This window comes from Clostridium oceanicum (genome assembly GCF_039521385.1).
Lineage (GTDB): Bacteria > Bacillota > Clostridia > Clostridiales > Clostridiaceae > Clostridium_F > Clostridium_F oceanicum.
The window spans coordinates 428,752-442,027 of the sequence record NZ_BAAACG010000008.1; the positions used below are offsets into that span (position 1 = coordinate 428,752).

The 13,276-nt window shown below is 25.9% G+C and carries 12 protein-coding genes; 2 read left to right on the forward strand and 10 right to left on the reverse strand.

The genetic code is table 11. The features are described from left to right. Nucleotides 1-199: 199 nt before the first annotated feature. The 3 genes from ABDZ71_RS08120 to ABDZ71_RS08130 form a co-directional block, all read right to left on the reverse strand. Nucleotides 200-1,087: a DUF4097 family beta strand repeat-containing protein gene (locus tag ABDZ71_RS08120; RefSeq protein WP_343760606.1), complete on the reverse strand. Its 888-nt coding sequence runs from the start codon at nt 1,085-1,087 to the stop codon at nt 200-202. A 26-nt stretch (nt 1,088-1,113) separates the two neighbouring features. Further along, nucleotides 1,114-1,683 (reverse strand): DUF1700 domain-containing protein, encoded by a 570-nt coding sequence (locus ABDZ71_RS08125; protein ID WP_343760608.1) that lies wholly within the window; start codon nt 1,681-1,683, stop codon nt 1,114-1,116. A gap of 196 nt (nt 1,684-1,879) precedes the next feature. Beyond that, nucleotides 1,880-2,221, reverse strand: a complete 342-nt coding sequence (locus ABDZ71_RS08130) for a PadR family transcriptional regulator (protein WP_343760610.1) — start codon at nt 2,219-2,221, stop codon at nt 1,880-1,882. A gap of 1,009 nt (nt 2,222-3,230) precedes the next feature. Here ABDZ71_RS08130 and ABDZ71_RS08135 point away from each other — a divergent pair. Further along, nucleotides 3,231-4,124 carry a GNAT family N-acetyltransferase gene (locus ABDZ71_RS08135; protein ID WP_343760612.1) on the forward strand — a complete coding sequence of 298 codons (894 nt, stop codon included), beginning with the start codon at nt 3,231-3,233 and terminating at the stop codon, nt 4,122-4,124. Between the two features lie 68 nt (nt 4,125-4,192). Here the strand turns inward: ABDZ71_RS08135 and ABDZ71_RS08140 are convergent, their stop codons facing one another. The 7 genes from ABDZ71_RS08140 to ABDZ71_RS08170 form a co-directional block, all read right to left on the reverse strand. Next, the gene (locus ABDZ71_RS08140; RefSeq protein ID WP_343760614.1) at nt 4,193-5,257 is read right to left on the reverse strand and encodes an FAD:protein FMN transferase; all 1,065 of its coding nucleotides are present in this window, start codon (nt 5,255-5,257) and stop codon (nt 4,193-4,195) included. A 231-nt stretch (nt 5,258-5,488) separates the two neighbouring features. Further along, the gene (locus ABDZ71_RS08145; protein ID WP_343760615.1) at nt 5,489-6,466 is read right to left on the reverse strand and encodes a cohesin domain-containing protein; all 978 of its coding nucleotides are present in this window, start codon (nt 6,464-6,466) and stop codon (nt 5,489-5,491) included. 231 nt (nt 6,467-6,697) lie between these two features. After that, nucleotides 6,698-7,765, reverse strand: coding sequence for a nicotinate-nucleotide--dimethylbenzimidazole phosphoribosyltransferase (gene cobT, locus ABDZ71_RS08150; RefSeq protein ID WP_343760617.1), 1,068 nt, complete (start codon nt 7,763-7,765; stop codon nt 6,698-6,700). A 774-nt stretch (nt 7,766-8,539) separates the two neighbouring features. After that, entirely contained in the window at nt 8,540-9,271 is a 732-nt protein-coding gene (locus ABDZ71_RS08155) for an ABC transporter permease (protein ID WP_343760619.1), read from the reverse strand. Further along, complete coding sequence (locus ABDZ71_RS08160; protein WP_343760620.1) at nt 9,271-10,116, reverse strand: ABC transporter ATP-binding protein; 846 nt, start codon at nt 10,114-10,116, stop codon at nt 9,271-9,273. The genes ABDZ71_RS08155 and ABDZ71_RS08160 overlap by 1 nt, the downstream gene beginning before the upstream one ends. A gap of 321 nt (nt 10,117-10,437) precedes the next feature. After that, nucleotides 10,438-11,454 carry a LytTR family transcriptional regulator DNA-binding domain-containing protein gene (locus tag ABDZ71_RS08165; RefSeq protein WP_343760621.1) on the reverse strand — a complete coding sequence of 339 codons (1,017 nt, stop codon included), beginning with the start codon at nt 11,452-11,454 and terminating at the stop codon, nt 10,438-10,440. 398 nt (nt 11,455-11,852) lie between these two features. Continuing rightward, nucleotides 11,853-12,152: a DUF1016 N-terminal domain-containing protein gene (locus tag ABDZ71_RS08170; RefSeq protein ID WP_343760623.1), complete on the reverse strand. Its 300-nt coding sequence runs from the start codon at nt 12,150-12,152 to the stop codon at nt 11,853-11,855. 287 nt (nt 12,153-12,439) lie between these two features. Here ABDZ71_RS08170 and ABDZ71_RS08175 point away from each other — a divergent pair, with 287 nt between their 5' ends. Then, complete coding sequence (locus tag ABDZ71_RS08175) at nt 12,440-13,192, forward strand: hypothetical protein (RefSeq protein ID WP_343760624.1); 753 nt, start codon at nt 12,440-12,442, stop codon at nt 13,190-13,192. Nucleotides 13,193-13,276: the final 84 nt, after the last annotated feature.

Here is a 13,276-nt window from a genome sequence, read left to right on the forward strand (position 1 = left end):
AAATTACACCTAAAATCATTATAATTATTATATATTGTATGTAAGGTATTAAAGAACAGCTTGTCCATAAACACGGGGGATTAAATATTTTAGAGGGATATTGAATATATATTCAACCTTCTTCCTTTTCAAAATTCAGACCATAAGTTTAAATTAAAAAGTTGCTTTAAAATATTTTAAAGCAACTTTTTAATCTTTATTATCTTTTAAATATATCTATTCCTCCAGCAGAACTGTCTAATTCAATATTATACCTTCCAGAACCTACTTTACCAGTTACAGAATCATGTGCTGCTTCTGATTTTTCACTCATTCCTTCTTCAAAATCATTATCTATACTTCCTGCTGTTGTTTCCGCATTTAAAGTAAACTCTGACTTTTCAGGAATATATAACTTAACAGATCCTGCTGAACTATCAATATTAATATCACCAACTAATTCATTACATTTAATTTCTGTGCGTCCTGCAGAGTTATCTGATGTTAATTTTCCTTTAAACCCATCTATATCTATTGATCCTGCTGAAGATTTTATATCTATATTTTTAGCTTCTATATTTTCACCAGTTATTTTACCTGCACTACTTGTAAGTTTTAAGTTATTAGCTTTTACATCCTTATAGTCTATTCCTCCATCTCTGGTTTTTAATTCAATATCATTAGCATATTTTTTAGGTATATATAATTTAACAATAGGAGTCTTCATATCTTCAAAAAAACCAATATTAATAACTTTAATCTTTTTTTCATCTACTATATTTAATTTGCCACTTTCCTTTTCTATTTTTATGTTATTTTTATCTTTTGAGTTTTTGTATATAACTACTCTTGCCTTATCATTTTCACTGTAACTTACTTCAACTTTACCTGCTACATTTGCATATATATTCTTTATACCATCTAAACTATATTCTTCATCTTTTACTACCTTTTTATTACCTATATGTGAATTATCTGAAGTATACACTCCACCATTTCTTAATATTTCCCCATAATCCTTAGCAAAATATACTCTTGCAGAAAATGCTACTACTGATGCTAAAAATACTCCTACTAAAATTTTATTATTTATTTTAAATTTATTCATATCAATCTCCCCTATTTAATATTTCTTTAGTTTTTTCCAGTTACTATTTCAATATTTTTCTTTGTATAATTGTACATCATAATATAAAATTTTTTATTTAAAAACACACTACCTTTAACTGCTAATATTCCACCTGAAACAAATATCATTCCTAAAAGAAAAGAATCTAAATAAGGTAAATTAGGAACAGTTACATATGGCAAATGTTTCATTATAGGTGATATTAAAAGCATTCCCCCGGTAACTGTTATACCACCTGATACCATAACCAATGTAAATAATATTCCTGCTATTGCTATAGAAAATCCTAAAACAAATACAAGGTTAAAAAATCCTAAAGCTAAAGCAGCTATAACTGCTGAAAATATATTTGAAACGTTAGGTTCTTTCTTAGCTTTTTCTAATCTTTCTGATGCAGTATATTGCTTTGCTATTTTTCTTGGATCTCCAAGTTCTTTTGATATTTCCTCTTCACTCTTTCCATTTCTAATTCCTACATCAAAATGTTCTTCATAATCATACATTATTTCTTTTTTTGCTTCTGGTTCAATTCTTAAATTATTATATAAAGTATTTAAAAATTCCTTTTTATTCATATGCGTATCCTCCCATTAATTGTTAATTTTATCTTTATGTTAATCTTAAAATTTCTGTAATTATTTTTATATTTATAGATTCTTAATAAAGCATCTCTTACTATCATTATAAATAAAGTAACTACAAATACTATAAAGAATTACTTAAGAATAAATTAAAAAACCTTAAGTTTTAAAATTTATATTTTTATACTATTTAATCATCTGGAGATTCAATTTGTAATATTCCTTCTTTATCTATAACATTATTTACATTTATAACAAATTCTTTCCATTCTTTTTTTAATTGCTCTTTTTTATTATATCCTTCCTCTGTTAATTTATAGTATTTTCTTGGAGGTCCTTCTTTTGATTCTTTAAGATAAGTTTCAAAATATCCTTCCTTTGTTAACCTTCTAAGTATTGGATATATAGTTCCATCTGATATTTCTATATTTTTTGATATTTCTGTTACAAGCTCATAACCATAAGACTCTTTAAAACTTACAGTTGCTAAAACACATAGTTCTAAAACTCCTTTTTTAAGTTGTGTATTCATCTTTTTTTCCCTCCCGTGTATGTTTATATTTCACTTACTATCTTTTTTTATATGGTATATTGTTTTATTTATTATAAGATAACACATGGTATTATATATTACAAGGTACTAAGGTATATTTTTTAATAAATCTAAAAAACAATTATAATTTCTGATTAAAATAACATCATCGTTCTTACTAATATTCCTACACCCATTACTACAGTAGCTATCACTACTTTATTTAATATTTCATCCATTATTTGCCCCTCCTTTGTTTATCTTTAATATACTTTTATTATATCTCCCTAACATATCATTTTATATTTTGTTTACTACAATATAAATTTCCCCATTAATATCCAACCTCCGGCAACTATACTAGGTCTTAATGCTATTTTCAAAACTCTCTTCATTTCTTTACCCTCTTTTCATTATTTTTAATATACTTTTATTACCTACCCCTAATTCATAATTTATCTTATCATTTATTAGTCTTAGTTATTATTTTTTAATTTTTTTACTAATAACCCTATCCCTATTACTAAAGCTGTTATCCCTATATTTTTTTTAATTTTTCTCACTATGTTCTCCTCCTTTGTTTAATGATTAATATATTTATATTTTTCATGCTACCTTTTTTTATATAGTATATTGTTTTGTTGATTATATAATATCACATGGTATTATATAATGCAAGGTACTAAACTATATTTTTTTCGTATTTTTTTAATAAAGTTAAAAACATATCATTGAAACAAGTAAAAGTCATTATATCACTACTTTTACTTAGTTGAGAAACTACCATTTTATTTTTTTCTTTTAAAAATTCTACAGTTAGACACCTAAGTATACTATTTACTAATGCATATATAAAAGTAACAATTACCCTTTAATTTTAGAATTTAATTATAATATATTCCCATTTTAAAACTATCTTATATAAACATTTATATATTGCATACTAAGTATCCCTATGATATAATTTTACAAATAGTTGATACTATCAACGATAAAAAGGAGAATTATTATGAATAAAGCAGAAATAATTAGAAAAGAACTAAGATTAATCATACGAGAACTAGGCTTACTTAATCATAATTGTCTTAACTCTGAACTCACGCTAATGCAAGCCCATATATTAAACTACATTAAGCAAAATGGTACTACTCCTTTTAATGAACTAACTCTACAATTAGGAACTGATAAAGCCTCACTTAGTAGAACTCTTACTAGTTTAGAATCTAAAAAATTTATTAAAGTAGAAAAATCTACTACTGATAAAAGAATTAAATTAATCAGCCTTCTACCATTAGGTATAGATACTATGAAAAAAGGAGACATTGAAGCCAATAAATTTATAAACGAAATATTAAATCTTGGAGATAGTACAATTAACAATAACATTGCAAAATCACTAGAAGATTTTCGTATTCTTACACTTAAAAATAATCTTAAAAAAGATGATTCCAGAATAAAATTAGAAAAACTTCCAACAAATTATTATGATAACGCAATTAAATTAGCTACAAAAGTTTTTAATTATGAACAAAATATTCCTGAAAAACTAATACCAATAAATAAAAATTCAAAACAAAATTGGTGGTGTGCAAGAGTAGGTGAAGATATTATTGGAATTGTAGCTTCTTGGTTTGAAAATAATAAGTGGCACTGGGGAAGGTTTGCAGTTGATATAAGACTTAGAGGTACAGGTATAGGCAAAAAACTTGCTTTATTTTCTTTAAAAGAAATTTTTAATAACAATGTGGATAAACTTTATATAGATGCAAGAGATATCACCGTGATATTACTAAAACAATATGGTTGTGAAGTGTTAGGAGAACCAGTAGATTTTTACGGGGAACCTGTTACTCCTCTTTTAATGAAGAAAGAAGATTTTATAAATAGTATCAAAATCAAATAATTAGTGAAGCCTCAAGACTTTTATGCTCTTAAGGCTTATTTATATTATACATTAAACAATGACATATACTAATTATTAATAAGTTTATATTTTTTATTAGTAAGTGTAAATTTATCTTTTAATCCATCTGTAATATATATTTTCTTATCTTTAGTTATAAATATAGCCTCAATATTAGAAAACTTCTTTACAAGTTTCATTCCATCTTTTAATCCAAACTGAAACACACAATTAGACATACCATCTGCATTAGATGATTTATCTGCTATTATTGTTACAGAAGCAAGTTCATTTTCTACAGGATAACCTGTTTTACTATTCATTATGTGATGATATCTTTTACCTTTGTATTCAAAAAATCTTTCATAAATCCCAGATGTAACAACAGATTTATTAGAACTATTTTTTATTTTTATGTTCCCTAAAGTATTTCCTCTAGCGTCATCTGGATTTTGAACTTGTACATTCCAATGATCTTTACTAGGATTACTTCCCATAGTTAAGATATTTCCGCCTAAATTAATGATAGCATTTTTAGCTCCATTATTAGATAATACTTTAGCAACCTCATCTGCAATATAACCTTTTGCAAGTCCTCCTAAATCTATTTTTGCTCCTTCTTTTTTAAGCATAGCTGTATTATTTTTTTCATTAATTTGTAGATTCCTATAGTCTACACGTTTCAAAGCATCTTGTAACTCGTCTTGATTTGGTACAGCTTCTTTGTCTGTACCTATACTCCATAACTTAGAGATTCCTCCAATTGTAATATCAAATTTCCCTTTTGAAAGTTTAGAGTAATAAATACCCTTCTTTAATATTTTTAAAGTGTGCCTACTTACTTTCACTGGACGTTTACCAGCAGCATTATTTAGCTCAATGATTTCACTAGTCTTTGCATTGTTTACCGTTATTTCTTTTTCGATTTCACTAATTTTATTATAAGCTTTATCTAATACTTTTTCATCAACCTTATCTAATACAGTAATTTTACAAAGAGTTCCTAGACAAATTTCATCTCTTGATATTGGCTTATCATTATAAGTAGGTCTAGACTTTTTAGTTGAAACTCCCACAGTTATTAATACTAAAATTATTATTATTGCTAAAATTATTTTTTTATAATTTTTCACTTTAAAATCTCCTGTCAGATTAACTTATAAACTAAAATAAAAAATATTATTCCTATTATTAACTTTTATTTTTAATTTTTAATAATAAGATTCCTAATATTTGATTTAAATTTAGTAATACTTTAACTATTAAAAAGCCTGCATTGACATGCAGACTTTAATATAGTAAAAACATATGTATTAAATTCTTAAGTTAATACATTTTTATAATAACTTTAAATTTTATATCCATTAAAAATCATCTAAATTTCCTAAATCCCCTAAATCTCCTAATCCACCATCATCAGATTTATTTACACTTACCTCTACATTTTTACAATTATCATTCAATATATTATTTTTAATCCCACTACTATCTTTTGTAATACCACTTATAACACTAATTTTGCCTCTACCATCTTTTTTAGCAAGAAACTTTAATCTAATTATATTCTTATTTCTCTCTTTATATGAATCATTAATTTTATTATGAGATATTAAGCATCTAACCTTGCCTAAATTTCTATCCACACCAACTCTACATTGTTTTATACCATCTATTTTTTCATATCCAATATATTCAAATAGATCTTTATCGTAAGATAACATTAAATCTTCTGCACAAACATTAATCCCATCATCTAAAATAATATCTGTAGTAAAAACGTCATTTTCTTTTATTGGATTTTTAGATAACAAAGGTCTAACTTTAGGATTTGATACCAATGCACCATTTTTATCAACAGCTATTGCTGATATATTAAAGTAATTTGAATCTTGAGTTATAATTTGAACATGGTGTTTTTCATTAGTTAAATTAAGTTTTTCGTAAACTACACGCAAATTATCAACACCATAGTTTTTCATTTCACTTCCACTAAATCTCTCCACTATATTATCATCAATTTTTATTAAAATATTTGAACTACATTTTTCATAATGCCTTTCGGAGATAATTCTTAATTTACTTCCCATAAAATCAAATTCTACTTTACAATTAGATGCTTGTGTATAATGATATCCATCATACTCTGTTGTTTCACATCCTCCAGCATATGTTAACCAAATTCCTGAATAATTTAGAAAACAGTCATCATATATTTTCCACGCCGGATCATTAAGATTTACTCCTTTTGCAAAAGCACTTGTACTACTGCTAAAGAGGAGCATAAAAATAATACCTATACCTAATAATTTTGACATAAGTTTTTCTTTTTTTACAACACCCATAAAATTCCTCCAAAACGTATTTTTGTATCATAGTTTAGAACATATTATATATATCGTAAATACTGTAAACACGTTTAGTAATTTATATAATATTTGTATTTTATTTCTATGTATTAATTGTCTTATTGTGCATGATTTTATTTTTAATATATAGTTTGTCAAATTAAGATTAATTATAATTTATACTCTATATCACTATAAAAAGTATAAAATCTTCAAAAGATTTAATCCTTACCTTATATCAATGTATTTATCACTATTTAGTTTAGCATCTTCAAAACTTCCCATGTTTTCCATAGTATAGAGTGCTGATTCTATTATATTAAAAGCTAAAGGGCAACCGGAGCCTTCCCCTAATCTCATCTTTAAATTTAGCATACTTTCAAGACCAATTTCTTTTAGAATATATGCTGCTGCCGGTTCTGCTGATAGATGTGACGCAAACATATAATTTTTGCAAAGAGGATTTAGTCTATATGCACATAAAGCAGCTGTTGAAGCTATAAATCCATCAATAACTATAGGAATTTTATTTTTAGCTGCCCCTAGAAAACATCCACAAAGTCCTGCAATATCAAGTCCACCTACTTTAGATAAAACATCAATTACATCATCTTTATTAGGATTATTAATACTTATTGCTTTTTTAATAGCATTTTCCTTACATAACAGCTGTTTTTCCGTAATACCAGAACCTTTTCCTGTTGTAACTTCTGGTGATAAATCACATAACACACTTAAAACTGCCGCACTAGTTGTAGTATTACCTACACCCATTTCTCCAGTTCCAAATATATCTACTCCCTGTTTTGAGAGCTTGTCTACAATTTCTATGCCTACTTCTATTGCTTTAATAGTATCTTCTCTTGTCATTGCTGGCTCTTTTGTCATATTTTTAGTTCCATACATTATTTTTTTATTTATAATTTTAGTATTTTCAAAATCATGATCAACGCCTACATCTACAACTGTAATATTAGAGTTTACAAATTTAGAAAGTACAGCTACTCCTGTAATATCCTTTGTAAAATTATTTGTTACTATTTTAGTTACTTCTCTAGGACAATTTGTAACATCTTCTTCTATTACTCCATTATCTGCACACATTATAATTATATTTTTGTTATTTATTTTAGGAAACACCTTTCCTGTTATACCAGCCATTTTAGATGCTATCTCTTCTAACACACCTAAACTTCCAATAGGCTTTGTTAAATTATCAATCCTTTTCCATGCTTCTTTAACTACTTTTTCATCTAATTTTGTAATGCTATCTATCGTTTGCTGTAATAAACCCATATCGATCCTCCTAAATTTTAGTAATTATACATTTTCATTGCTTTGATATATATATAATTTTTCATTAACTTCAAGTGATATTACATATTATTATCTCATATTTTCACATTGGTGTATCTATGTATCCTTACTATATTTTATGGATACATAAGGATACAGTTTTAAGCTATATGGATACACTTTTTTTCTTAAAGATACAGCTATAGTTTTTAAAAAATAAATATATTTTTTCAATATCTTTAATGAATTTTTTATCAAAATTCTGTATAAAAATGCACGTATTATATTTTAAAAAATAAGTACAACCCTTGAGTTATCCACATTCTGTGAATAACCTGTGCATAACTGGTATTTTTTGGGTATAACTTGCATACTATATATAATTAGTATAAAGTTTTTGTAAAAATATAATCTCACAATTATAATATCTATCATTAAATTTGTAATATGTTGTAGAACTTCACTAAAAATCTATAAATCCATATTCTTATTTGCATTTTTCTACAAAATCTTATCTTCCAGAACTACACTTTTGCTTTTATATTTATAAATTTTCATCAATCTTCAAAAACATTATACTAACCTACATACGCCTTCAAAAACTTTTATAAAAACACATTATTTTAATTTTATCTTTATATATTTTCATAAACCTAAATTTCTTCGTATTCACATAGAAATTAATAAAAAAAGAGAAAAAGCACTACTCACTCAAAGAATAGTACTTTTGATGCTTAAATTGATATAATAAATTTGTATTGATATTCGTTTTTTTTACTTATCCAATCCTTTTTTATTATAGGCATACATAAAAAGAACTGCACCAATTAATATCCAAACTAAAATTATACATATATTATAAGTAGACTCTACCCCTATGGTTTCCCCTTTAAACACTTTTTCAAGCATAATATTCATATTATAGTTAGGTAATAATTCAGATATTCTTCCAATTGTTTTATTTATTTTTGCAACCAATGGTAATATATAAAATATTATAAGTGCAGGCATAGAAACTACTCCTGTAGCCATTTGATTAGGTGATAGTATTCCAATTATAGCTCCAATTTCTATCATACTTAAGACCACTAAAGTACTTAAAAGCATATATTTTCCTAAATACTGAATATCCATTCCAATCATAAAAAATAATATTACATTTATAATTCCTGTCACTAATAAAGTTATAAGGGCTTTTCCAGCTAAAAACTCCCAAGGTGATACAGCTGAAAGCATAAGAGTTCTAAGAGTATTTTTTTCTTTTTCTTCAGCTATAAGCATAGCTATAACATAACTTCCTACCATCACAAGATTTGTACCTAGAGCTAAAGTTAATATATTTGTATTTACCATAACATCATTACTAAATTTATCCCCTAGTATTTTTGAATACAAAGCACATATCATAATTGGAAAAAGGCACATAATAAAAACATTCATATTTTTTCCAAAATCTTTTATTTCCTTCTTAAATAATGCATTCACTCTTCTTATTGAAAATTCCATTATAGTTCCCTCCCTGTAAGATTTAAAAATATTCTTTCTAAACTTGGCTCCATAGAATGAATTGCTAATAGCTTTCCTTCTTCCATCCACTCTTTAATTTTAAGAGCACCTTCCTTATTATTTTTTAGCATAATTTCTTTATTTTTATCTTTAAGAATTACCTTTATATCGTCATTCATATATTTTAATTTCAAAGATTTTGGATTCCCTAGCTCAACTATTTCACCATCATTTAAAAAAGCTACTCTATCACAAAGTTTATCTGCTTCCATCATATTGTGAGTTGTTAAAAATATTGTAGTACCTTCCTTATTAAGATTTCTAAGCAACTTATGAATCTCTAAAGATGTACCTGGATCTAATGAAGAAGTAGGCTCGTCTAAAAATAATAACTTAGGTTTATGAAGTACCGCTCTTGCTATCATAAGTCTTTGCTTCATACCCTTTGAAAGTTTTTTAACTTGTTTTTTCATAGTATCTTCCATGCCTATCTTACTTAATATTTCCTCAATATTTTTCTTAGGAACACCATTTATATCTGCAAAAAGCATCAAATTATCTAAAACCGTTAATCTATCATACATACCACTAGTATCAGATAATATTCCAATATTCTTAACTATTTCTTTTCTATTAGAATAAACATCCTTTCCAAAAACCTCAATATCACCACTAGTTGGTATTAATTGAGATGTTAATAACTTAATAGTAGTAGTTTTACCTGCTCCACTGGGACCTAAAAATCCAAAAATTTCACCCTCTTTAATATTGAAAGTTAAATTTTTTAAAGCCTTTTTCCCTTTAAAATCCTTTGTTACATTACTCATAGAAATAATTGTTTCCACGTTTAAAACTCCCTTCTCTTTTCCATGGCTCAATTATCCTAAAAATCACACTCTATAACCATAAAATATATAGGAAAAGATCAGATAAGTAGTTGAATGGCTTGTTTAAAGGGTTAAAGTATAGCCTTCAACTGTTAAGTGGAGCATATGTTTCTATAAACGGAGCATATTTGGGGGTTAAATCTCTTAAATCTGCTCCCTAACATGCAAATTATTTATTATAAATTCCTTACCTTATCTATGGAAATTTAAAAAACAGTATTTTTTACATACCACTAATAAATTATATTTAAGGAACACTTTTTCAGTAAGATTTAAAATTTATAATTTTAATATATCCTTTAGTTCATCTAATCTTCTTTTTGATAATGGAAGAGAACTCTTTACTTTATCATCCAAGCTTAAACTATAACTATTTCTTGTCCACGTAATAACTTCTCTAACTCTCTGTAAATTTACAAGATAAGATCTATGACATCTAAAAAATCCAAAATGTTTTAATCTCTCTTCTAAATCTCTAAGTGAAATAGTACAAGGAAACTTGTCCCCTCTAATACTTAAGTTGCTAACTCCATTTGCACTTTCTATGTAATCAATCTCTGTAGGATCAAACAATAAAATTCTTTCCTCTACTTTAGCAGGTATTTTTTCAACCTTATACACTGGTTTTGTATCTTTAGGTTCTTCTATATTATTGTTAGATTCTTCTATGTTGTTATTTAACTCTATTAATCCCTCATCATTTAATCTATAAGCCTTTTCGCTAAGCATAAGAGTATCCTTAAATAAAACTGATGTAATTAAAATTGCCATTCCCTGTCTTTTTAATTCTTCAATATTTTCTACTATTATCTTAGCTCCATCTCTATCCATATTAAGGATTGGCTCTTGAAACATGAAAAATTTTGGTTGTTTTAATATCTCCCTTGCAAAACTTAATCTTCTCTTTTCTGAATAGCTTAAATTTTTTATTTTCTTATTGCCAATATCTAATAAAGCAAGTTTTAACATTACTTCTTTATAATCTAGCTTTGTGGACAAAAGATCAGCAAAAAATTTCATGTATTCTTCTATAGTCATTCTCTCATAGAAAGTTTCTTCTCTAAGCACAACACCAATAGTCGAAATATTAGTCTTAATGTACTCTAAATTTCTTACATCTTCTAGGTATATTTCACCTTTTGCCGGTGTGACCCTGCCTAAAATTAGATTTATAAGTAAATCACTCATCTCATTACTACACTCTATGCTTATAGAAGTACCTTTATCTATATCAATATCTATATTTTTTATTACATTATTATGTTGTTCTTTATACAACCCCTTAATTTTAAGCACATAAAACACCCTTCCAATTTTCCTATTCTATATTTTATCATATAAAAGGTTTAAAGGTATATACTTCAATTTTCAGTTAAAATGTGGATAAATCTATATGCACTACATTATGGTAGAAACATAGGAAAGTAATATTTTTGATGTGTAAGTGAAAAAGAAATGATTTTGTAGATTGGAGGGAGGGTAAATAGCTTTTACTAAAATATAATATGATATTTCTATAAAAATATAGCCTTAACCATAATAATATTAATGATTAAGGCTGGGTTTGGTTAAATCTATCTAATTCTCTAACTAACCAATTTGATAAAATGCCTTCTTTAAAATTTTCTCTTATCCATTTCATCAATCTTAGATAAAAGTAAATAATTACTCCAATTTAATTGGTCAGACAGCGTCTAACTTATTGGAAAAGCCTTATAAAATTTTCGCATATACTTTAAATTAGTTTCTGAAAATCCTTTACCAAAATGTTTTGTAAATTTTTTCCGTAAATATTTTATTATATGTTCCCCATAGTCAGCTCTTTCTTTCCCATTTTGTTCTTCCTCACCAATGATTCTTCCTATATTCCAATATGCATCAACAATTATAAAATTAACTACTTTAGATATTTTTTCTCTTGTTCTGGTTAAAGTAGTCTTTATGCTTTCATGTAGTTTATTATTTTTTAAACTTATCTCATTTTTATTTTTCACTTTGAATCAACTCCTTTAAACTAATAACTAATGTACACAAAGATTTAAAATTTGTAGTATCTGCTTTTGTTCTGTTAAAGCTTCTTCCTATTTTTCTGTTTTTTCAAAACTATTTATTTTTTCTTTGACCTTTTTACTACTTGATTAGATTGTATAATATCCCCATTGTCTATATTTAATTTTTTATTTTCAGATAAATTTATCCTTATTATTACCATATTATAGTATAATATATTTATATTGTGATAAATACTTATTAAAATTATAAAGAAAAAGAGGAAAATTATATGGTTAATAAAAGTGAAAAAATAAACAAAGTAAAACATTTTGTATTGGAATATTTGGATGTACTTTATAAAGACAGTAGTAGTGGTAATCCTCCTAAATTTCCAAGCTATGAATTAACAGCTCGTGATTATTTAGAATTTGCAGAAGAGGAACTCTCAAAAAATACTCAATCCTCTTTAATTAATTGCATATCAAATCTTAAAAGGGCTATGGATTGCCAATTAAACACTTTTTTATATTCCTTTAATTTAAGTAAGATATTTAATGATAGAAATTTAAAATTTAAAAAAAAGTTAGATTTTTTAAATGCAACAGGAATATTTGGTCCGAGATCATTAGCTAGATTAAATACAATAAGAAATAAAATGGAGCATGAATATCAAGTTCCTAAAATTAAAGATATTGAAGTGTACTATGATCTAGTTACTGCATTTGTTTCTGTTTTAGAGAATGTAATGCTAGGATTAAGTCTAGATAATGAAATGTACTTTTGTTTAAATGAAGAATATGTAGTTCAAGGAGTATTTAATATTGCATATCTGCATGATAAACCAAGTATAAAAATAGATTGGACAATAACTAAAGACGGTAAGAATTATGATAAAGAAGAATTTGAAGCAAATATATCGAATAAAAATGAAATTATTGATTTTGCTTTCTTTTTTAGAATTTTCTTGCTTATGCACCAAAATGAAGGAATCGCTAGTAAAAATTATATATTAAATCAACTAAAAAAAAGTGTTATTAAGTAATAATTATCTAACAATTAGTAAACTGTACCTTACATAATAAGAATAATCTTTACTTATCATATTATATTTCCACTTATAAGATCA